Source organism: Pseudidiomarina sediminum DSM 21906 (genome assembly GCF_000423165.1).
In the GTDB taxonomy this organism is placed as follows: Bacteria; Pseudomonadota; Gammaproteobacteria; order Enterobacterales; family Alteromonadaceae; genus Pseudidiomarina; species Pseudidiomarina sediminum.
Map to the genome: position 1 here is coordinate 129445 of NZ_AUHL01000005.1, position 21282 is coordinate 150726.

20 protein-coding genes are annotated in these 21282 nt (G+C 49.4%); 15 read left to right on the forward strand and 5 right to left on the reverse strand.

Annotated elements, in window-relative coordinates:
* Positions 1-11 precede the first annotated feature (11 nt).
* From G535_RS0100570 to G535_RS0100585, 4 genes are all read left to right on the forward strand, one after another.
* The gene (locus G535_RS0100570) at positions 12-611 is read left to right on the forward strand and encodes a superoxide dismutase (protein WP_026860289.1); all 600 of its coding nucleotides are present in this window, start codon (positions 12-14) and stop codon (positions 609-611) included.
* Positions 612-754: 143 nt separating this feature from the next.
* Complete coding sequence (locus tag G535_RS0100575) at positions 755-1501, forward strand: SDR family oxidoreductase (protein WP_026860290.1); 747 nt, start codon at positions 755-757, stop codon at positions 1499-1501.
* A gap of 99 nt (positions 1502-1600) precedes the next feature.
* Entirely contained in the window at positions 1601-2524 is a 924-nt protein-coding gene (locus G535_RS12520; RefSeq protein WP_034727135.1) for an AraC family transcriptional regulator, read from the forward strand.
* A gap of 54 nt (positions 2525-2578) precedes the next feature.
* Positions 2579-3103, forward strand: a complete 525-nt coding sequence (locus tag G535_RS0100585; RefSeq protein ID WP_034727137.1) for a GNAT family N-acetyltransferase — start codon at positions 2579-2581, stop codon at positions 3101-3103.
* Here G535_RS0100585 and G535_RS0100590 read toward each other — a convergent pair.
* Positions 3078-3386 (reverse strand): monooxygenase, encoded by a 309-nt coding sequence (locus G535_RS0100590; RefSeq protein ID WP_034727140.1) that lies wholly within the window; start codon positions 3384-3386, stop codon positions 3078-3080. The two genes, G535_RS0100585 and G535_RS0100590, sit on opposite strands and share 26 nt — an antisense overlap.
* Before the next feature lie 123 nt (positions 3387-3509).
* On the opposite strand from G535_RS0100590, the gene G535_RS13720 reads away from it, so the two are divergent.
* Complete coding sequence (locus G535_RS13720; protein WP_051206861.1) at positions 3510-4013, forward strand: potassium channel family protein; 504 nt, start codon at positions 3510-3512, stop codon at positions 4011-4013.
* Positions 4010-5392, forward strand: a complete 1383-nt coding sequence (locus G535_RS12530) for a patatin-like phospholipase family protein (RefSeq protein WP_051206862.1) — start codon at positions 4010-4012, stop codon at positions 5390-5392. Before G535_RS13720 ends, G535_RS12530 begins: the two co-directional genes overlap by 4 nt.
* Positions 5393-5398: 6 nt before the next feature.
* Here G535_RS12530 and G535_RS13725 read toward each other — a convergent pair whose 3' ends face one another.
* Positions 5399-5854: a PaaI family thioesterase gene (locus tag G535_RS13725; protein WP_051206863.1), complete on the reverse strand. Its 456-nt coding sequence runs from the start codon at positions 5852-5854 to the stop codon at positions 5399-5401.
* A 282-nt stretch (positions 5855-6136) separates the two neighbouring features.
* Between G535_RS13725 and G535_RS0100610 the strand changes: the two genes are divergently transcribed.
* Positions 6137-7831 carry a class I adenylate-forming enzyme family protein gene (locus tag G535_RS0100610; RefSeq protein ID WP_026860293.1) on the forward strand — a complete coding sequence of 565 codons (1695 nt, stop codon included), beginning with the start codon at positions 6137-6139 and terminating at the stop codon, positions 7829-7831.
* Between the two features lies 1 nt (position 7832).
* Positions 7833-9068 (forward strand): acetyl-CoA acetyltransferase, encoded by a 1236-nt coding sequence (locus tag G535_RS0100615; RefSeq protein ID WP_026860294.1) that lies wholly within the window; start codon positions 7833-7835, stop codon positions 9066-9068.
* 57 nt (positions 9069-9125) lie between these two features.
* Here G535_RS0100615 and G535_RS0100620 read toward each other — a convergent pair whose 3' ends face one another.
* From G535_RS0100620 to G535_RS0100630, 3 genes are read right to left on the reverse strand one after another with little or no spacing between them, the layout of a single operon-like run.
* A complete protein-coding gene (locus G535_RS0100620) occupies positions 9126-9911 on the reverse strand; it encodes an SDR family NAD(P)-dependent oxidoreductase (RefSeq protein ID WP_034727142.1) in 786 nt (261 codons plus the stop codon).
* 14 nt (positions 9912-9925) lie between these two features.
* Positions 9926-10963, reverse strand: coding sequence for a phosphotransferase (locus G535_RS0100625; RefSeq protein WP_026860296.1), 1038 nt, complete (start codon positions 10961-10963; stop codon positions 9926-9928).
* A gap of 12 nt (positions 10964-10975) precedes the next feature.
* Positions 10976-12199 carry an acyl-CoA dehydrogenase family protein gene (locus G535_RS0100630; protein ID WP_026860297.1) on the reverse strand — a complete coding sequence of 408 codons (1224 nt, stop codon included), beginning with the start codon at positions 12197-12199 and terminating at the stop codon, positions 10976-10978.
* Positions 12200-12312: 113 nt separating this feature from the next.
* Here G535_RS0100630 and G535_RS0100635 point away from each other — a divergent pair, with 113 nt between their 5' ends.
* From G535_RS0100635 to G535_RS0100665, 7 genes are all read left to right on the forward strand, one after another.
* Positions 12313-13221 carry a LysR family transcriptional regulator gene (locus G535_RS0100635; RefSeq protein ID WP_026860298.1) on the forward strand — a complete coding sequence of 303 codons (909 nt, stop codon included), beginning with the start codon at positions 12313-12315 and terminating at the stop codon, positions 13219-13221.
* 134 nt (positions 13222-13355) lie between these two features.
* Positions 13356-14501 (forward strand): acetyl-CoA C-acyltransferase, encoded by a 1146-nt coding sequence (locus G535_RS0100640; RefSeq protein WP_084616736.1) that lies wholly within the window; start codon positions 13356-13358, stop codon positions 14499-14501.
* A 5-nt stretch (positions 14502-14506) separates the two neighbouring features.
* Positions 14507-16210 (forward strand): phenylacetic acid degradation protein PaaN, encoded by a 1704-nt coding sequence (gene paaN, locus G535_RS0100645; RefSeq protein WP_026860300.1) that lies wholly within the window; start codon positions 14507-14509, stop codon positions 16208-16210.
* The gene (locus G535_RS0100650; RefSeq protein ID WP_026860301.1) at positions 16207-17424 is read left to right on the forward strand and encodes a thiolase family protein; all 1218 of its coding nucleotides are present in this window, start codon (positions 16207-16209) and stop codon (positions 17422-17424) included. Before paaN ends, G535_RS0100650 begins: the two co-directional genes overlap by 4 nt.
* A 41-nt stretch (positions 17425-17465) precedes the next feature.
* Positions 17466-18995 carry a tannase/feruloyl esterase family alpha/beta hydrolase gene (locus G535_RS0100655; RefSeq protein ID WP_026860302.1) on the forward strand — a complete coding sequence of 510 codons (1530 nt, stop codon included), beginning with the start codon at positions 17466-17468 and terminating at the stop codon, positions 18993-18995.
* A 44-nt stretch (positions 18996-19039) separates the two neighbouring features.
* The gene (locus G535_RS0100660; RefSeq protein ID WP_026860303.1) at positions 19040-19984 is read left to right on the forward strand and encodes an NAD(P)H-dependent flavin oxidoreductase; all 945 of its coding nucleotides are present in this window, start codon (positions 19040-19042) and stop codon (positions 19982-19984) included.
* Positions 19977-21161 carry a CaiB/BaiF CoA transferase family protein gene (locus G535_RS0100665; RefSeq protein WP_026860304.1) on the forward strand — a complete coding sequence of 395 codons (1185 nt, stop codon included), beginning with the start codon at positions 19977-19979 and terminating at the stop codon, positions 21159-21161. The genes G535_RS0100660 and G535_RS0100665 overlap by 8 nt, the downstream gene beginning before the upstream one ends.
* Positions 21162-21282 lie beyond the last annotated feature (121 nt).

A 21282-nucleotide genomic window follows, 5' to 3' on the forward strand; every position in this document is an offset into this window, starting at 1 on the left:
AGGAGTCTACGATGACCTTTGTATTACCCGCACTGCCCTATGCAGAAGATGCGCTAGAACCGCATATTTCTGCAGAAACCCTTGCTTATCATTATGGTAAGCATCACCAAACCTATGTCACGAACCTCAATAAACTGGTGCAAGGCACAGCCCATGCCAGTCAATCGTTAGAGGAAATTGTCGCCAGTGCAACTGGCGGTATTTTCAATAACGCTGCGCAGGTATGGAACCACACCTTTTACTGGCATTGCCTAAGCCCGAATGGCGGACAAAAACCAAGCGGCGCGCTACTTGATCTGATCGTCAAAAAATGGGGTTCTTACGAGAATTTCCAAGATGCGTTCAGTGCTCAAGCGATCGCGAACTTCGGTTCCGGTTGGACCTGGTTGGTGATTGATCAAGCGGGTCAACTCGCGATTATCGACACCAGCAATGCTGACACCCCTATCGCACAAAGCAGCTACTACCCGTTGCTTACGGTGGATGTGTGGGAACATGCGTATTACATTGATTACCGCAATGCGCGACCGAACTACCTCGCCGCGTTTTGGCAACTCGTCAATTGGGACTTTGCCGCGGAAAACTTGAAGAAATACGCTGCTCAATTGTAGATCTTCACCCAGTTGTTGCCTTCTCCTTTTTCCTGACCGTTGCAGGATTAGGCAACAACTCAACAGCTTTGTGTATCCAAAACCTCGTCATTTTTCACAATAATGGACACCGTCAATTAATTAAGATTCGATAGGAGTTCATTATGAGCCAGAACATTCAAGATAAAGTCATCGTTATTACCGGTGCCAGCAGTGGCTTAGGCGAAGCTACAGCACGCTTGTTAAGTGCCGAAGGCGCCAAATTAGTCCTTGGGGCACGCCGCCTGGATCGCTTAACCGCCCTCGTTGAAGAACTTAATGCCAACGGTGGGCAAGCTGTTGCTCAGCAAACCGATGTCACCGCTCGCCAACAAGTTGAAGCCTTAGTGCAAGTAGCAATGGATGCATTTGGTCACGTGGATGTGATGCTTAACAACGCAGGTATCATGCCACAAGCGCCTCTTGCCAGCCTTCCAGTTGAAGACTGGGATCGCCAAATCGACGTCAACATTAAAGGTGTGTTGTATGGTATCGCCGCAGTGTTGCCGCACATGCAAGCACGCAAGTCCGGCCATATCATTAACGTCTCTTCGGTTGCGGGACACAAAGTACTGCCGCCAGGTACCGTATACTGTGCCACCAAACATGCGGTACGCGCCATCTCTGAAGGGCTGCGCATGGAAATGACAGAATCGAACATTCGTAGCACCATCATCTCGCCAGGTGCCGTAGCTACTGAGCTCAATGATTCGATCAACGATGCGCAAGTGCGCGACAGCTTCAACGCTTTCTACGATCAAGTTGCGATTCCTGCTGACTCTTTCGCGCGCGCAGTCGCTTTTGCGATCAGCCAACCGGACGACGTCGACATCAACGAAATCCTATTCCGCCCAACGCGTCAAGAAGTGTAGGATAGGTCAAGTACGGCAGGTGGGACGACTTGAATCGTCCTTGCCTGTCGTCAATAATCAATTAGCTTAGTACGACACAATCACGAAGGCGCGCCAGCTATGGTACAGCAGTATCGAGAGACAATTAGCAGCTTGCTTGACCGACATACCCAAGGTATGGAGGACGTTGTTACCGCCATTGATGGATTTGGTTTGTTTCGTCGTGAACACACCACCGAACCTTGTGATTGCGTCGTCGCACCGAGCATGGTGCTCGTCACGCAAGGTGAGAAACAACTCTTTATAGGTGAGCAAACCTACAGCTACGATGCCAAACGGTTTATCCTTTCGTCACTCGACGTTCCAGCCCGCTCCCAAGTACTGCAAGCCAGCCCTGAGCAGCCATGTTTAGGGATGGCACTGCGTCTCGATATTGCTTTGTTAACTGAACTTATTTCAACCCATCAGTTAACTCCACCGGCAACACATCGACAGACTGAAAGCACCCATATCGGAACCTTGAGCAATGACTTATTAGAGCCTTTTTTACGTTTGTTAAAGCTATTAGACGTACCAGCAGATGCCGCCGTTTTAGCACCGTTGATCCAGCGAGAAATCCATTACCGTCTGCTGCAGAGTGACGTCGCACCTCGTTTGTGGCAGCTGGCCACCATTGGCAGTTCGAGCCAACGTATCGCTCGCGCCATTGATTGGTTAAAACACAACTATGCCAAGCCGTTAGCCATTGATGATTTGGCCAAACATGTGCAGTTGAGCCCTTCAAGTTTGCATCATTCGTTCAAACAAATGACCGCGAAAAGTCCATTACAGTACCAAAAGTGGTTACGCCTGACTGAAGCTCGCCGCTTGATGTTCAATGATGGCTTCGATGCCTCACAAGCCGCATTTCAGGTCGGCTACGAAAGTGCCTCGCAGTTCAGCCGCGAATACAGTCGCCACTTCGGCGCGCCACCAAAACGTGATATTGAGCAACTGCGCACCACCTCGAACATTGCTTCATCACCGACGAAAAATGCTTGGTGATACTTCGCCGGATTTGCTACGTTGTGTGCAGACTCTCATTTCATTGTACAGGCTATGCTAAAACTCATCCGCCCCACCCGCGCCTACGCACAAAGTTACCATGCTTACATTGCCGAGCTCGGCGATGAAGAGCGTTATCCGTTTCCGCTAGATTTTGATGCCACAGATTTTGACGCCATGCTGGCACGTATTGCTGGCTTTGCCGATGGTACGGCGGTGCCTGAAGGTTGGGTGCCGAGCAGCACCTTTTGGTTGATAGAGGGTGACGAAATTATTGGCTGTAGTAACCTGCGCCACGTTTTAAATGATGCCATTGCTCATTGTGGCGGCCATATTGGTCTGGGCATTCGCCCATCCTACCGCGGCAAAGGTTTAGGCATTGAATTATTGCAGCGCACGCTACAACAAGCGCAGCAACGGGGCATCGACCCGGTACATATTCACTGCCATAGTGATAACGCCGCCTCAAACGCGATGATACGCGCCTGCGGCGGCCACTTCGATTCAGCAATACAGGTTGACGGCGAGCATATTCACCGCTACCTGATCAATGCTATTCACCAATCGACCCATGATTGATTTGCGTAAGCTCAGCGTTCACGTCAAAGATTTTGCCGTGGACCTGCGTGACACCCAACTGTTGCAAACGCGCGGTGTGCATCGTTAAATAGGCCTCGGCACTGGCCTCATCTTCGAATAAGTAAATACCACCCGCCTCTTGTGCCGCTGCGTTCTCGGTCCAGATTTTCCAAATCATACCAGGCTCTTCATTGATGGACGCCGCTAAACCTTGCAACTGCTCTGCCATCTCTGCGCCAAACGGGCCCGGAAAAGCAAAATGTACCTGTAGTAGTTTTTTCATCACATCACCTCAGACTCAATGAGACTGCCATTATACGCCCTCCGAAATAGAAGTGGGTATACAGCGCGCTGCGAATTTCGCTAAACTGTCGGTAACTTCGTTATCGAAAGAGACTTCAGCAAGATGCCAAGCACACTCGCGAAATCACTCGACATGATTTGGACTGTGATTATTTTCATCATTGTGCCAATTGTGTATACCGCGCTCCTCTTTATTGAAGAGATTGAAATCAATCTGTGGGTGACTGTGTTCTTTATCTCAACTGTATTTGTGACGTCGCTATGGAACGTCTTTAACGACGTCAACAACGAACACTTCGGTTTTCAGCTCAGTAAAATGGTACTGTCTATCTATGTCACCCTCTTTGCCTTCGCCGCGCTCTACCAACGCGCTGGATTGATGCACTACGGGGAAATCTCGCACGAGCCGATAGATGCCCTTTACTTTTCAATTGTTACTTGGACCACACTTGGCTACGGAGACTTTCATCCGGTTGAAAGCTTACGCTTGTTAGCGGCGTTCCAAGCGTTACTCGGCACCCTATTTATTCCACTTTTAATTGCGGCCCTGCTCTTTTCTGTGCAAGAAAAAGCGCGTGAAAAAATCCGCGCGAGTCATCGTAAATGAGCCATTTTAAGCCTGCTTTCGTAAACACCCTTTGGAAGCAACTTCTTGTTGCCTGTGGCGCCATTTTTGCGAGTGCGTGCAGCACCGTTGGGCAAATTGAAAATGAGCCGATCACCCGTACCGTAACAAATGAAATTCCGAGTATTTTATTTGCTTCGGAGACCATTCCTGAGCCGCAAGAAGTGACCCTCATCTTAGCCTTCTCGGGCGGCGGAACACGCGCTTCAGCGCTGTCCTATGGCGTGCTTGAGGAGTTACGCGACACCATGATCACGGTCGACGGCAAACCTGTACGCTTGCTTGATGAAGTCGACTTTATTTCATCAGTATCTGGTGGCAGCATCACCGCGGCCTATTATGGATTGTTCCGTGAACAAGTTTTCTCCGACTTCAAAAAGGATTTTTTAACACGCAACTTACGCGATGAAATTTTGGCGACATTGTTCAATCCTGTTCGCTGGTTCTCCAGCCTAGGCATCACCGACCATGCCACGCGTATTTATGCCCAAGCAGGCTTTGGTGATCATACCTTCGCGGATATGTTTGCTAACGGCCCACCCTACGTCGCTATTAATGCGACCGATTTATCGCAAGGCACCCGTTTTTCGTTTGTGCAGGACTATTTTAACTTGCTGTGCTCGGACATTTCCTCATTTCCGGTCGCTCGCGCTGTTGCGGCTTCAGCAGCCATGCCCATCGTATTTGACCCCGTCGTGCTAAAGAATTACGACACCTGTGACGTCTCGGAAGCCATCGATTTTCTTGCTAAGCAGAGTGAAAAAGGTCGCAAAGGCCTAAGAACCTCGGCGTTTGGCGCCTTGTCGTACACCAATAAAAAAGCGCGCCCATACGTCCATTTGGTCGACGGTGGTGTGTCTGACAATTTAGGGTTACGCGTGATCAGTGAGCCGATTGAACTCACTGGAGGCCTGATTAACTATCTGAAATTAAAGCACGGTGACGATAACTTTGCGGTGCCAGGCCATTTTGTGATTATCTCAGTGGATGCTTCAGTAAAAGCCAATGACGCCATCGACACGACCTCTGCGCCACCGTCCGTGACCCAAGTCGTCAACGCTGTAACCGACACCCAAATTCACTTATACAACGAAGCCTCGATCGAGCTGCTAAAACAGCGCCTGGATGATTGGAGTGAAGAAACGAAAGCATCTCAGCGTCCCGTGCGTACCCACTTCATTGAAGTGCAAATCGACGCGGTGGCTTCGACACCAATCAAGCGCCGTTTGAACCTGATCCCGACCACCCTCGGGTTGCCAGAGAAAGAAGTCGACTTGCTGATTGAAACAGGCCGTAACCTATTGCGAGAAAACCCACAGTTCCAAGAGTTGCTCGGCAGTCTCGCGCTGGATAATCTTTGAGTTAGTTTAACAACGATCCTTTTTCAAACGAATCGCATTGGCCATCGCCCGTGCGACGATTTTCCCTTCACTATTAAGAATAACGCTATTGGTGGCAAACATCCGTTTACCAGCATGGTCGACTCGGCCTTCAATAGTCAATGTTTCATCAAGGGCAAAAACCGCTCGTATAAACTTAATCGATAAATCAGTCATCGTGATCCACTCGTTAGGGGGTAATGTCGTTAACGCGGCGGCTGCCATAGCACTATCGGCCAACGTAGCAGCAATGCCACCATGTAACGAACCAATATGGTTCACATGTCGAGCCTTTAACTGATAATGATAAGTAACTTTGCCGGGTTCAGCCGAGTCAAGAATGAGCCCAAGATTTTCAACCATTCCCGAATGCTGGCAACTTGCTTCAATAGCTGCGAGGCGTTCCATTCCAGGCAAATGCAACATCATATCTGGTTGATTCATTATGACTTTCCCCCCTCCCATAAAAAGAACACCTTATATAAGTATGATTAAAAAAGCTATCTGAGATTTAAAAGATGATAACAGCACCACACAAAGCAAACAAAAATAGATATAAACATTTAAAATCAAAGACTTATAAAGTCTAAAAAATAAGCAGTGACAGTATTGCAAATGTAACATCTATTTAATAGGATTAATAACGATTACGAAAGTTTATCGATGCGGGAAGCACTTTTTATAACAACAATCCCGATAACTACATGAACAAAAGCAGAACAAACTATGAAAACATCCAGCCAGACAAGAATTGCGGCTATGACCAGTAAAGGTTGGTGGGGTACAGATACCCTACATGGACTTTTGGCCAAAGCCGTTGCCAGTTCACCAAATAAAATAGCTGTTGCCGATCAGCCCAACCGAGAGGAACTTACCGGTAGTACTCCTCGTCGCTTAACCTACGTTGAACTCGATCAAGCCTCCGACCGCTTAGCCCAGCAACTACTCAGCAATGGTGTGACCGCTGATGATATTCTAATTGTGCAGCTACCTAATATTACTGAGCTTGTCGTAACTTACCACGCTGCAAGTAAAATAGGCGCAATTCTCTCACCCATCCCAGTACAATTTGCTCGCCATGAGCTAAGTACTATTGCCACTGTGCTGGACAGCAAACTATTTATTACCACCAGCCATTTCAAAGGACAGCCTTTAGCCACTGAGGCGCTGAACAATGGCGCCACCGTGTTTTGCTTTGGAGAGGAACCTCCAACAGGAGCAATTCCGCTGAGCATCGATAATGCGGTCCATTGTGAAATGCTCAACAACTACCGAGCTGAACATGCTGATGTTATCGATGATGCGAACCGCATCATTACTATTTGTTGGACATCAGGAACAACAGGCACGCCAAAAGGTGTGCCTCGGTCTCATAATATGTGGTTAGCCACAGTCAAAGCAGAAATTGGTCCCTGTGATTATCAGCCCGGTGATAACTTTTTAAACCCCTTTCCACTGGTTAATATGGCGGCAGTAGGTGGTTTCCTTTTTCCATGCGTGTTAATGGCCGGTTCGCTCTTTTTACATCATCCACTAGAGCCAAATATCTATCTACAACAGTTACAAGACGAACAAATCAACTTTACCATCGCCCCACCAACCTTACTCAATTTGCTCGCCAAATCGGAAGATATGTGGAACCAGTTCGATTTCAGTGCGCTACGCCGTGTTGGTTCCGGTTCTGCTCCACTGGCTCCTTGGATGATTGAGATTTTTTCTAAAAAATATGGCAAAGAAGTCACCAACTTTTATGGTTCTAACGAAGGTATTTGCCTGCTTTCTAACGTCGAAACAGCAGCAGACCCTGAGCAGCGTGCCCTTATGTTCCCTCGTTTGGGCTATGAGCATTTGCCTTGGAAAACCGACGCCAACACCTTCACAAAAACCAAAGTTGTTGATCTGACAACAGGCGAAGAAATTACTGAAGCCGGTCATAAAGGCGAGCTCCTCATTGCTGGACCAACCATTTTTGATGCGTACTTTACCCGCCCCGGACAACCAGCGGTAAACGCTGATGCCTTTACCGAAGATGGCTTCTATCGTACTGGCGATTTAGTTGAAATCTGTGGTGACCCCGCCTACTACTACAAGATCGTTGGTCGCTGTAAAGATGTTATCAACCGTGGGGGAATGAAAATATCACCCGTCGAGATCGATCTATTACTTGAGTCGATGGAGACGTTGCAAGACGTCGCTGTATGCGCGTATCCGGATGAGCGTCTCGGTGAACGTATTTGCGCTTGCGTGGTTCCCAAGGCAGATGTTGCCCCTCCCTCCCTTGAGGATATCTGTGCGCATCTGAATAAAGCTGGTATTGCCAAGTTTAAATTACCAGAACGCATCGAAATTTTTGAGCGTTTACCGCGCAACGCGATGGGTAAAGTGCTTCGATATCAGTTGGTCGAACAAGTGAGCGTTTAACATGCAGCCACAAAGTAAAGTCTATATTTTAGGCGGCACCCAAACCGACTTCGCTCGCAACTGGACCCGTGAAGGTTTAGGGTTATTTGACATTTTTAAAGAGGTTCTTACCGACGCCGTCACGCAAGTAGGAATCGAACCTGCTCAGATTGAAGTGGGTCACGTTGGCAACTTTGTCGGCGAACTCTTTGCTCACCAAGGTTTACTTGGTGGCTACTTCGGCCACGTTTATCCTGAATTAGCGAATCTGCCGACATCGCGTCATGAAGCGGCTTGTGCTTCGGGCTCTATGGCTCTGCTCGCGGCGATGTCGGACCTGCAAGCCGGTCACTACGGTCTTGCCTGCGTGCTTGGTTTAGAGCTCATGCGTAATGTTCCCGGACAAGTGGGTGCCGAACATTTGGGGGCTGCGACCTGGTATGGTGAAGAAGCACAAAACTGTACATATCCTTGGCCCCATATGTTCGATCTTTTAGCGCAAGAATATGACCGCCGCTATGGGATGGATTATGAAAGTTTGAACACCATTGCTCGCATTAATTACGACAATGCACGCTTAAACCCAAATGCACAATCACGCCAGTGGTCATTTACCCCGGAGAGCTTCACTGCCAATGACACGTACAACCCGATCATTGAGGGGAAGCTGCGTAAATCAGACTGCGGACAAATCACCGATGGCGCAGCCTGTGTATTTCTAGCGAACGAAAAAATCGCAAAAGAGTACGCTGTCAAACACGGTTTGTCGCTGCGCGACATTCCTTATATTAAAGGTTGGGGTCACCGTTCAGCACCGTTATTGTTCGCCGAGAAGTTGCGCCTCAGTGCACAACACCCGCTGATCTTCCCGCATATTCAACAAATGGTACAAGATACGCTCCGCAGAGCTGGTATGCAGTCCGTCTTTGAGCTCGATGGCTTAGAAACCCACGACTGTTTCACCGTTACTGAATATATGGCGATTGATCACTGGGGTCTCACTGCACCAGGCAAGAGCTGGCAAGCTATCGCTGATGGGCATATCACCAAAGACGGGGCTTTCCCTATCAATCCAAGTGGTGGCCTGATTGGCCTCGGTCACCCAGTCGGAGCAACGGGTATCCGCATGTTGTTAGATTGCTTTAAGCAAGTTTCTGGTCAAGCAGGCGCGAGCCAACTACGTAAAGTCGATAATATGGCAACCTTCAATGTGGGCGGGAGTGCAACCACTTGCGCTAGTTTTATTGTTGGACGCTAACTACAAAAAAAGTGCCACGATTGTGGCACTTTTTTTTTGCTTCCACAGGACATAATATTACAACGAACTGATCATATGGCCACCATCTACAGGCAACGCAACACCATTGATAAACGAACCCGCATCGCTGCATAACAATAATAATGGACCATCTAGCTCGGACATATTTCCTAAACGCTGCGCAGGTGTCTGCTGAATATACTGTTGACCTTTTTCTGTATCGAAATAATCACGATTCATTTCAGTCTCAAAATACCCCGGACACAGCGCATTGACGCGAATACCTTTGCGCGCCAACTCTAGCGCCATTGCTTTGGTTAACTGAACCACGCCAGCTTTAGAGACTGCGTAAGCGCTTGCTCCGAAACCAACCCGCAACCCCAGAATCGACGCGGTGTTGACAATACTCCCCGAAACCCCGTGCGCCAGCATCTGAGCCGTGACAGCCCGCGCCACACGCCACGCTCCCGTTAAATTGGTCTCGAGCACAAACTGCCAGTCTTCTTCATTAATCTCAGTAAAACGCTTAGAAGCTGCCACGCCGGCATTATTCACTAAACAATCAATGGGACCATAGATTCTCAGCGCCGCATTCACTGCCCGCTCAACACTTTCATGATCAGCAACATCAAGCGCAACCGCCGTCGCTTCACCACCTGCTTCATTAATTTGCGCCACCAGCTCTTCTAACCGCTGTACCCGACGAGCAGCAACGATCACACGTGCTCCAGCCGCTGCCAACACCCTAGCAAAGTGGGCTCCAAGTCCGCTAGACGCTCCAGTTACTAAGACCACTTTGTCGGCCATCGCTTGCGCATTAAAGAGCGGAGTTTTTATAGTCATAGGTCGTATACCTTTTATTGTTGAGGTTCATCTAACAAGCTGACTGCAAGTTGCACTAGGGGTTTGATCTGCTCACCCATTTGGTGCGCATTCTTATTTGACGAGTTCCCCTCAATGGCGCGTTTCTTTACACCTTGTAGTATCGAAGCTAAGCGAAAAAAACTGAAGGCCAGATAATAATTCCAATGCGGAATATGCGAAATGTTCATGCGCTGACAATACTCAGCCACGTATTCTTCCTCGGATGGAATGCCCAATGCCGCGCGATCCAAACCACCTAATCCAGACAGCAGACCACCATGCGGCATTCGTAGCTGCATACATTGATAAGCTAAATCTGCAAAAGGGTGTCCTAACGTAGAAAGTTCCCAATCCAACAATGCAACGACCTGCAAACTCTCTTTATCAAACATCATGTTATCTAAACGAAAATCACCGTGTGCAATCGCGACCCGACCGTCATCTTCGGGTAAATTTTGCGGTAACCAATCAATGAGCGCTTCCATCTCAGGAATAACTTCAGTTTCAGCGGCACGATACTGTCGAGTCCAACGAGCCACCTGACGCTCAAAATAGTTGCTCGGACGACCGTAATCACTCAACTGAACAGCGTCGATATCAACGCTATGCAACGCTGCCAAAACACGGTTCATTTCATGGTAGACCGCGCGACGCTGATGATTATCAAGAGTGGCTAAGGACGGGTCCCAAAACACTTGAGCATCGATAAACTCCATCACATAAAAAATGTTACCGATTACCGTAGCGTCTAGGCATAAATGATAAGTTTTGGCTACAGGTACGGCTGTTTTACCTAACGCTGAAATCACCCGATACTCGCGATCAACCGCATGCGCTGATTTTAATAGCTCTCCAGGCGGCTGACGGCGCAATACATATCTCGCGTTCGAGGACTTAATTAAGTAGGTCGGATTCGATTGCCCATCAGCAAACTTTTCACTCGAAATGGGACCTTTAAAGCCATCAATATGCTGTTCTAAATAGCTCGCTAAACGCGCATTATCGAGTTCTAAATGGTTCGCACTTGTCATCTCAACTCCTTTTTATCCCGCCTGATAATGCTCAATTACGCGCTTGCCCAGCGCCATCTGGTGCACTTGATCAGGACCATCAGCGATGCGACAGTAGCGAGCATAGTTAAAGGCTTCGGCCATACAATAGTCATCAGTCAAACCACCTGCGCCATGAAGTTGAATACACCGATCGATAATGTTTTGTACCATCAGCGGCACGCTCGTCTTGCTCGCAGCAATTAACTTAAGCGACGCTTCAATACCCCGCGTGTCGATACTCCAGCAGGTTTTTAACACCAGCAAACGCGCCATTTCAATTTCTGCATACATTCGTGAAATATCTTCACGTACCGATTGGTGCTTCGCCAGCGGACGACCAAAAGTGGTTCGCTGTGTTGCGCGTTGGCACGCGAGTTCCAATGCTCTCTGGCCGGCCCCTATCAAGCGCATACAATGATGCATCCGCCCTGGCGCTAAGCGGCTTTGCGCAATTTCAAAACCACGTCCCTCGCCAAGTAATACATTCTCCAACGGTACACGAACATTATTGAACACCACTTCAGCATGGCCAATCGGTGCATCATCGTAACCGAAGGTAGTTAGAGGACGAATGATGGTGACCCCAGGCGTATCTTTAGGGACTAAAATTTGCGTTTGTTGTAAATGACGATCAGCATGCTCTGGCGCTGATTTCCCCATGACGATAAAAATACGGCAATCGTCGTGCATCGCACCGGTGATAAACCATTTGCGACCATTCAACAGCCAGTGTTCGCCGTCTTTAGTGATCGCCAACTCAATATTCGTGGCATCACTCGAGGCAACTTGCGGCTCGGTCATTGCATACGAAGAGTGAATTTCGCCATTCAATAAAGGTACCAGCCATTGCTGCTTCTGAGCTGGTGTCGCAAAGTTCATTAACACTTCCATATTGCCGGTATCTGGCGCATTACAATTAAATACTTCCGCAGCCCACATCACCCGCCCCATGACCTCTGCAAGTGGCGCGTAATCGCTGAACGACAAGCCTCCGTGTTGAGAGTATTCCGCATGATTTGGAGGCACAAAGAGGTTCCAAAGCCCCTCTTGCTTGGCCTGTTCTCGCAATTGTGCCATCAAAGGCAAGGTGGCAAAGCGATGCTTCGCATTCTGGAGCTGCTCGCGGTACACCACTTCATTTGGGTAAATGTGCTGATCCATAAAGTCACATAAACGCCGCTGTAACTGCTTCGCATGATCACTTTGCTCAAACATAGATAAGTCCTTTGTGTTGATGGTGAGTCGACTATAGTGCTATAAGAAAATCATTCAAATTTATTTTAAAAATGATTTGTTATTCATTTAATTAATAACACTGGAGCTCTGCTATGCGCTTGGATCGCGTCGACCTCAATCTATTTATCGTTTTTGAAGCCATTTATCGCGAGCAAAGTATCTCTAAGGTTGCGGCGCTACTTAACCTCACTCAGCCAGCCATTAGTAATGCTTTGGCACGTTTACGTCGTACCTTTAATGACCCGCTTTTCGTCCGCTCGCCGCAAGGAATGTTACCTACTGCGGTTGCCGACAATATTATTGGTGACGTGCGCCAAGCACTAACCTTACTTCAACAGAGCGTCGGCACCACAGGTGACTTTCAACCTCAGTTGTCGAAAAAAACCTTTAAACTTGGCATGAATGATCTGACCGAATACCTCACGCTCACCGAATTGATGAAAACACTACAAACGGAGGCTCCTAACGCCCTCCTTACCTGCTATTACATTGATCGCAAAAAGGCGACTGAAGATTTAAAGTCGGGTGCCTTAGATATCCTTGTCGACGCAGCCAGTTACAACGTTGAAGAACTCCATCAGAGTTCGCTTGGCAAACTTAATTACGTGGTTGCCTACGGCGATCACCACCCCCTCAATAACCAATCGCTGTCACTCGAAGACTACTTAACACAGGAACACATTCATGTGTCTAGTCGCCGCGGCGGCAAAGGCCAAATGGACATCGCCTTGCAAGCACTTGGACATTTACGCCACATCAAAATGCGCGTTCAAAACTATCAAGTCGCCGCTAAGGTGGTGCAACAAACCCAGTTGCTCCTAACGGTCCCACGCTTATTTGCGCAAGCCAAAGGGCTAAGGTATTGCGAACTCCCTTTTACAGTCGAACCTATGCCGATAAATCTGTATTGGCATCGCAGTACGACGGATGATCCAGCCAACCTATGGATGCGTGAAAAAATACGTAACATACTCTCATTGCTTGTTGATAAGGACACCTAACGGCTCATTCAACAAAGTCAACAAACACAACCAAAAGCAAAAGACTTGCTTAACCATACCCTCCTGTGTGATAGTGCTTTTCAAACACAATGATGACTTTGCCAATTGGCAAAGCGACATGAATGAGGAGCACCATGACATACATATTTGATGCGGTTCGGACACCGCGTGGGAAAGGAAAACCTGAAGGTGCGCTGGCGGCAATGAAGCCGGATGAGCTGGTTGCGACCTTAGTAACGGCGCTACAACAACGCGTCCCGACGGCGACTCCACCAGATGCACTTATTTTAGGGTGTGTCGGTCAAATTGGCGCACAAGGAAGTAATATCGCTTTAGTTTCGAAGTTTCGTTCGGAACTACCTGATGCAACTGCCTCATTCTCAATTAATAACTTTTGTACCTCCGGCTTAACTGCCATTAATCAAGGTGCAGCTCTCATCGCTGCCAACCAAGCAACAACAGTTTTAGCTGGTGGCGTTGAAATGATGTCACGCGTCGGCTTTATGGCTGACAAGGCAAGTTACTACAGTGATACGTCCCTGCCCTTGCGCACTCGCTATCTGCTCGTCGCCTTAGCCGCCGATCGACTCGCCGACGACCTGAATATTACGCGCCAAGAGCTTGATCATTTAGCACTACTATCGCAGCAACGTACGCAAGCAGCGGAAGGAACAGCTCTCGTTGCGTCACGAATTGCCGTCAATGGTTATAACGCCGAAGAATGCTTACGGGTCGGTAACCTTGCCTCACTTGCTGCGCTCGAACCTGCATTTGCGGAATTAGGGGCCGCACATATCGAACAGCTTGGTCGCCCTATCGATCACCGTCACACCATTGCACATGCGCCAGGAATTTGTGACGGCGCGGCACTCGCACTGATTGGACAACGCGATGCCATTGACGCCCCACCTCGAGCGCGGATTGTCGCCAGTGCTGATGTTGGCGGTGATCCTGAGCAATCACTGACCGCCGGTTTTGCGGCCATGGAGCTGGCCTTGCAACGAGCAGGATTAACCCTTGCCGACATGGATCGCATTGAGTTCATGGAATCGTTTGCGGTCACCATGGCGAAGTTCATCCGTGACTACCAACCTAACCTCGACAAAGTCAATGTGTCTGGTGGACACCTCGCAAAAGGACATCCTCTCGGAGCTTCTGGCGCCATTTTACTTTCCACCCTGTTAGATACTCTCGATGTCGCCAAAGGTCGCTTTGGACTGGTCGTCGCTACCGGCGCTTCAGGCACCGGCAGCGCCATGATTGTCGAACGAATGGAGTGATCAAAATGTCAGAACAACTCAAGCAACTCATCAATAAACATCAAACGACCTTGTCTGCCGCAATTGAGGCGATTCGTACGCGTCATAACTGGAGTCCTTTTCAAGACTCACCGTCATCAAAGTTCCACGGCGAAGAGAAACCCAAAGCAGGTAAGGCTGCGTTTGTGGCACGTTGCCACCGGCCTTTTGATCTTAAACTACCCGGTATCAACGACTGGGTCGGAGGCGAAGTCTCGCCGTTCACACAAGAACCTTTAGGCATTACCTATCCAGCATGTGACCCGCAAGCTATCATTGCAGCTGCCAAAGCAGCTGCCCCCCAATGGGCCAAGACCACGGCAGAAACACGTCTGGCAGTCTGCGTCGAAATGACCGAGCAATTGTATGCGCGCAATTTTGAAATGGCGCATGCCATCATGCACGTGGCTGGACAGAGCTACACCCAAGCTTTCAGTGGCTCTGGTCCGAATGCTTTGGATCGCGGTCTCGAAGCGCTTGCCTATGCCGCCGAAGCAATGCGCCATGTACCAGCTTCAGCAACCTATTCGCGTAACTTCGCTGGTGAGCAGGTTTTATTGACGAAAACCTACAACCTTATCCCGCGCGGTATTGGCTTAGTCATTTGTTGTGCCTCGTTTCCAACATGGAATGCCTATCCTTCGATGTTTGCCAGTTTAGCGACGGGCAACCCAGTCATTATCAAGCCGCACCCCAATGCCATTTTGCCTATGGCTATTGCCGTCGAGATCTGTCGTGAAGTACTAGAAAAATTTGGGTTTGATGCAAACCTCATCACCTTAGCTGTCGATACGCCAAGCAAACCCATCGCTATGACCTATATCGAAAATCCGGCAGTACAAATCATCGATTTTACTGGCAGTCCTCGGTTTGGCAGCTACCTTGAGTCGACTGTGAAAGATAAATTGCTGTTTACCGAAACTGCGGGCGTTAATAGCGTTGTGGTTGCCTCGGTCGACAACCTGCAAGAATCGATGCGTGCTATAGCTCGCGGCACCAGCTTGTTCTCGGCGCAAATGTGCACCAGTCCACAAGTGGTCTATGTACCCAAAGATGGTATAGCGACGGGAACTGGAACGGTGAGCTTCGAAGAGGTCGCGCAAACACTCGTTAATGAAATCGAAGCGATCGCCAGCAACGCAAAAATGGCAGCAGCGATTATGGGAGCTATTCAAGGCCAAGTGAGTTTGAACGTTGTTGCAAGCGCCCACGAACAAGCACAAGCTAAAGGTTTACGCATTTTACGCGAGGCTTCGCCATATCAGCACCCCGACTTCCCGAACGCACGCACCCTCAGCCCTTTAGTTATCGCGACCACACCAGAACATCAAGAAATGTACGCGCAAGAATGCTTCGGTCCAGTGCTCTTTATCGTCGCTACAGAAGATGCCGATGCGGCAGCGTATGAAGCCACCGAGCTAGCCCGAACCAAAGGCACCATCTCTTGCTACATGTACGCTACTGACGATGCTTACGTCGATCGTTGGTTAGATGCTTACGCGCAAGCTGGAGCCAACCTCACATTAAACTTGACCGGCCCAATGTGGATCAACTTCGCTGCTGCGTACAGTGATTATCATGTCACGGGATTGAATCCTGCAGGTAATGCCTGCTTGGCAGACTTAGCATTTGTCAGTGCACGCTTTCGTATTGTCCAACACCGTCGTCCCACCACTGGAGCTGCATCGTGAGCGAAAAGATCTATATCGTTGGTGCTGGCATGACGCGTTTTGGTAAGCATCTGGATGAATCGGTTAAAACGCTTACGCGACAATCGGTGGCAGCTGCACTCAATGATGCTGGCGTGCAATCGCAAGCGATACAAGCAGCATGGTTCTCAAATACACGCCAGCAAATGCTTGAAGGACAAAACACCATTCGCGGACAAATTGCACTGCGCGCTGCTGGTATCGAAGGTATTCCCATTATCAACGTTGAGAACGCATGTGCTTCAGGAGCCACCGCTGTACACCAAGCAATGACAGCGATCCGCGCCCAAATGGTTGATCTTGCGTTGGTCGTAGGGACCGAAAAAATGGTCTATCCCGACCGCCCCGAGCGGGTCGCAGCGGCGTTTGCGGGAGGAACTGATGTGCACGATCGGCAAAGTGTTTTAGATTACATCGCTTCAATAGGAGGTACTCCCCCTGGGCCGGACCGAAGCCTCTTTATGGATTTGTATGCCGCTCAAGCGCGTGTGCATATGAATCGTTTTGGAACAAAAGTAGAAGATTTAGCGCGCCTCGCAGCTAACACTCATTGCCATGGTCACCACAACAGCAAAGCACAGTACCGTACACCTTTTACTGTGACGCAGGTACTAGCTGATAAACCGATCGTATTTCCATTTACGCGCGCCATGTGTGCACCAGTTAGCGATGGCTCGGCGGCGCTAATAATATGCAATGAAAAAATGGCCCGCCAATTGGGGAAAGCGCGTGCCGTTGAATTAAATACGGTCGCACTGTTAAGCACTATAAGCCGTGATAAAAACGATTATGAAAATCATATTGGCCGACGCGCAGCTATACAAGCCTATAACGATGCAGGCGTGAACCCAGCAGATATCGACCTGATTGAAGTTCACGACGCCACAGCCTTTTCCACTCTACAGCAAATTGAGAACCTCCAATTGTGCGCCGCCGGTACCGTTGGCGCTCAGCTACGCAAGGGAGATTTTGCCATCGGAGGTCGTACCCCAGTGAACCCATCAGGAGGTCTGCTGGCCAAGGGACACCCAGTTGGCGCAACAGGTATTGCGCAGTTATACGAATTGGTTACCCAACTACGCGGCGAAGCTGGCCGAAGACAAGTTGCCGATGCGCGGCTTGCAGTAGCCGAAAATGGTGGTGGCTTTCTCGGCGTGGAAGAAGGTGTTACCGCGGTCACCGTGTTGAACAAATGAATTACCCCATTCGAAAACGAATCACCACGAGGATAATCACAATGGGATATTTAGCTTTAGGGTTGCTCTCCACTGCGACCAGCCTTGCCGCTACTTCAGTTGATGCTGATACCCTACTTCAATGTAGCAACATTGCGCCACCGAACAACGTGCAATTCGAGCAGCCTCCGCAATGGCAAACCACCGAAACGTTGCCACGCTACTGCCAAGTGCGTGGCACTATTTCCGAACGGATTCGCTTTGAAATGCGTTTACCTGCTCAGTGGAATGGTCGTTTTATGATGGCCGGTTGCGGTGGTTTTTGCGGTGAACTTCTGCCGGACAAACCAGGCTATTCCAATACCATTAACGAAGCTTTGAAGCGCGGGTATGCGGCCATTAGTCATGATGCAGGACACCAAGCCAAAAGCTGGCAAGTGAGCTGGGCCTATGATGATCCGGAAGCGCTAGAGATCTGGGCACATAAAGTGATCCCTTTAGTGCATGCTGCTGGTCTCGCCTTAGTCGACAACCTCTATCAGCAAGCCCCGAACTATAGCTACTTCTCGGGTTGCTCGAACGGTGGCCGACTTGGGTTGATCGCCGCCCAACGCTATCCCGATTTGTTTGACGGCATTGCCGCCGGTGGACCTATTCTTAACCTAAGTGAAACCGCAGGGCTTTGGGGAAACTGGGTATTGCAACACGCTGGCTCGGCAGATGCTCCGCGGCTCGAAAAAAGCGAAGTACAATGGGTGAAAAAAGCCGTTATGCAGCATTGCGATGCGACAGACGGCCAACGTGACGGCGTCATCAGTGCCCCACGCAGCTGTTCATTTGACTTTAATCGCTTGCGCTGTCCGGCCGACCAAGCGGATCACACAAATTGCTTAAGCAACGCGCAAGCAACGATGTTGAACACACTCTACGACGGCGTCAAAACTAGCGATGGAACGCGCGTAGCTGCGACCATGGAATACGGTTCCGAACACTACGCGGACATTTGGATTTTTGGCTCACGTAAACAACCAGCATGGGGTGCAGCCGCATCTCAAGGTTATCGGCAGCTGTTGTCAATGGAACTACTTGGTAAAGAAACAGCGACCGCGATCAGCACACAACAGATGTTGGATTGGATTGCTAATGCCAACCTACCAGCACTCACTGACGCAGTGAATCCTAACTTGAGTGCACTTAAACAACACGACACCAAACTAATGATTTACCAAGGTTGGGCTGATCCGCTGATCATTCCACAGCCCGTGATTAACTATTACCAGCAAGCTATCGCTGCTACCGGTGACCTCGAACAACTGCAACAGAACGCGCGACTGTTTATGCTGCCAGGTTGGGGACATTGCTGGGAGCGACCTGCTGAAGCGCCGGATCAGTTCGATCCGCTACATGTCCTCGAGCAATGGGTTGAACAGGACCAAGCACCTGATGCGGTAATTGCTACGCAACGTAATGGCGAAGCAATTGAACGCTCACGCCCTATTTGCGCCTATCCAAAGGTCGCACAACTCATACCGGACAGTGACCCTAAGGTTGCCAGCAGTTATCAATGTGTCTCTTCTGAAGCCCCTGAGTAGACACGTATTAACCAACTAAAAATAATAATTCAAAAGGCTATGCTATGCAGAACAATCCATTACAACTTAAGTTACCCATTTTTTGCGCGCCGATGTTTTTGGTATCTAGTCCAGAATTGGTCATTTCTGCGTGTAAAGCAGGCATTGCTGGGGCATTTCCAGTAACCAACGCACGTAGTATTGAAGAGCTGGAACAGTGGATGGCGACAATTTCAGATGCGCTTAACGAGAACGATGCACCTTGGGTAATGAACTTGATTACGCACTCGACCTATCCACGCTTAGAAGAAGAGCTCAAACTGGTTGCGAAGTATAAACCCAAAGTAGTCATTACTGCGTTAGGCTCCCCTAAGCCAGTTATGGAAACCGTCAAATCCTATGGTGGCATGGTGTTTGCCGATGTTGTCGATCTAAAACTCGCGAAAAAGGCTGCTGCCGCAGGCGTCGATGGCCTTGCCTGTATTTGCGCCGGCGCTGGTGGCCATACAGGACAACTCAATCCATTCGCCTTCGTCTCTGCGGTGCGCGAGTTTTTTGATGGTTATATTGCGGTCGGTGGCGGTATTTCAGATGGTGCCGCCGTGGCCGGTGCTATCGCCGCAGGTGCCGATTATGTGTATATGGGCACGCGCTTTTTGCCAACCGAAGAAAGTATGGCCTTCCCCGACTACAAAGCCATGGTGGTGGAAGCGACGTCTGATGATCTTGTGGTTTCCGACGCTATCACTGGTACCAAAGCTTCATGGCTAAAACCAAGTCTTGTACGCGCAGGTCTAGACCCTGAGAACTTAGGTGAATCAGTACAACGCGACTACTCCGGCGCTGGCGGAACCAAACGCTGGAAAGACATTTGGGCTGCAGGACAAGGCGTTGGCAGAACCCGCGCGATTGAACCGGTTGCCACCATCGTGGCTGATATAGAGCGAGAGTACCTCGAAGCGATCCAACGTTTCAACCAACGCGTTAGTGCGAGTACAAGCAATGCATAAGTTACTCGCAGGTATTCGGGTACTCGACTTTGGCCGGTACATCGCCGGCCCCTTTTGCGCTACGTTGTTGGCTGACTTAGGTGCTGATGTCATCCGGATCGAGAAACCCAGTGGTGGCGAAGACCGTTACACCGTTCCTGTCACTTCACAGGGTGAAGGCGCGTACTATTTACAACTCGGCAGAAATAAACGCGGTATTACCTTGAATCCAACCAGCACCGAGGGGCGTGAAGTGGTGCGTAAGCTGGTTGCTAGCGCAGATGTAGTGGTAGCCAATCTCCCCACGCCAGCGTTAAAAAAGCTCGGGTTAGATTATGAAAGTTTACGCGCCATCAAAGCTGACATCATTCTTACGACCGGATCAGCATTTGGTGCCACCGGACCTTATGCTGCTCGCGGTGGCTTTGATACTGTTGCGCAAGCCATGTCAGGGGCAATGTACTTAAGTGGCGATAACAATCAACCGGCAAAGTCATTCGCTCCTTATTGTGACTTTGGCACCGCTTCACTCAGTGCATTCGGGACGCTCGCGGCACTCATGCACCGCCAACAAACGGGCGAAGGACAAGTTGTAGAGGGCAGCTTACTGAGTACTGCACTTACCTTTAACAACGCGGCGCTAATGGAACAGGCATTGATCGGCATCAACCGGCAAGGTAGTGGCACACAAGGGCAGTACAACGCTCCAACGGATACCTTTAAGACACGCGATGGCTACATCACCGTACAAGTTGTTGGGGCAGGAATATTCAAACGCTGGGCCAATCTAATGGGTGAGCGAGAGTGGCTCGATAATCCACGCTTTGATACCGACCAGAAGCGTGGCGATCATGCCAATGAAATTAATCAGCGTATGGCCCGTTGGTGTCGTGAGAGAGACACTCAACAAGCCTTAGATGACCTTGCGAATGCAGGTATTCCAAGTGGAGAAATGCTAAAGCCAGACGCTGTACTGACGCATGAACACATCCAGCAAGCGCGAATGTTTCAATGGCTTACGTACCCCGATATGACTGCAGAAGCACCTATCGCTGAACACCCTATACGCTATTCAAGAACAAGTGTGCCGCCCTTTCGACGTGCTCCCAGTCTAGGTGAACATACCGATGAGGTGCTCGAAGAAATTGGATATAACGCTGAACAAATTCGCCAACTGCGCCGCAGCGGAATTATTTAACGTAGGTTCAACTATAAAAGTGATGAAATACATAATCTACGTAAATAATAACTATTGACAGCATAAATTACATACAATAAGGTTTTGTTATGCAAGTTGTTTAAGGCTGTCTACTTGCAGA

Coding starts and splice junctions, on each gene's coding strand:
- G535_RS0100570 (WP_026860289.1), top strand. CDS start 12: ATGACCTTTGTATTACCCGCACTGCCCTATGCAGAAGATGCGCTAGAA.
- G535_RS0100575 (WP_026860290.1), top strand. CDS start 755: ATGAGCCAGAACATTCAAGATAAAGTCATCGTTATTACCGGTGCCAGC.
- G535_RS12520 (WP_034727135.1), top strand. CDS start 1,601: ATGGTACAGCAGTATCGAGAGACAATTAGCAGCTTGCTTGACCGACAT.
- G535_RS0100585 (WP_034727137.1), top strand. CDS start 2,579: ATGCTAAAACTCATCCGCCCCACCCGCGCCTACGCACAAAGTTACCAT.
- G535_RS0100590 (WP_034727140.1), bottom strand. CDS start 3,386: ATGAAAAAACTACTACAGGTACATTTTGCTTTTCCGGGCCCGTTTGGC.
- G535_RS13720 (WP_051206861.1), top strand. CDS start 3,510: ATGCCAAGCACACTCGCGAAATCACTCGACATGATTTGGACTGTGATT.
- G535_RS12530 (WP_051206862.1), top strand. CDS start 4,010: ATGAGCCATTTTAAGCCTGCTTTCGTAAACACCCTTTGGAAGCAACTT.
- G535_RS13725 (WP_051206863.1), bottom strand. CDS start 5,854: ATGAATCAACCAGATATGATGTTGCATTTGCCTGGAATGGAACGCCTC.
- G535_RS0100610 (WP_026860293.1), top strand. CDS start 6,137: ATGAAAACATCCAGCCAGACAAGAATTGCGGCTATGACCAGTAAAGGT.
- G535_RS0100615 (WP_026860294.1), top strand. CDS start 7,833: ATGCAGCCACAAAGTAAAGTCTATATTTTAGGCGGCACCCAAACCGAC.
- G535_RS0100620 (WP_034727142.1), bottom strand. CDS start 9,911: ATGACTATAAAAACTCCGCTCTTTAATGCGCAAGCGATGGCCGACAAA.
- G535_RS0100625 (WP_026860296.1), bottom strand. CDS start 10,963: ATGACAAGTGCGAACCATTTAGAACTCGATAATGCGCGTTTAGCGAGC.
- G535_RS0100630 (WP_026860297.1), bottom strand. CDS start 12,199: ATGTTTGAGCAAAGTGATCATGCGAAGCAGTTACAGCGGCGTTTATGT.
- G535_RS0100635 (WP_026860298.1), top strand. CDS start 12,313: ATGCGCTTGGATCGCGTCGACCTCAATCTATTTATCGTTTTTGAAGCC.
- G535_RS0100640 (WP_084616736.1), top strand. CDS start 13,356: ATGACATACATATTTGATGCGGTTCGGACACCGCGTGGGAAAGGAAAA.
- paaN (WP_026860300.1), top strand. CDS start 14,507: ATGTCAGAACAACTCAAGCAACTCATCAATAAACATCAAACGACCTTG.
- G535_RS0100655 (WP_026860302.1), top strand. CDS start 17,466: ATGGGATATTTAGCTTTAGGGTTGCTCTCCACTGCGACCAGCCTTGCC.
- G535_RS0100660 (WP_026860303.1), top strand. CDS start 19,040: ATGCAGAACAATCCATTACAACTTAAGTTACCCATTTTTTGCGCGCCG.
- G535_RS0100665 (WP_026860304.1), top strand. CDS start 19,977: ATGCATAAGTTACTCGCAGGTATTCGGGTACTCGACTTTGGCCGGTAC.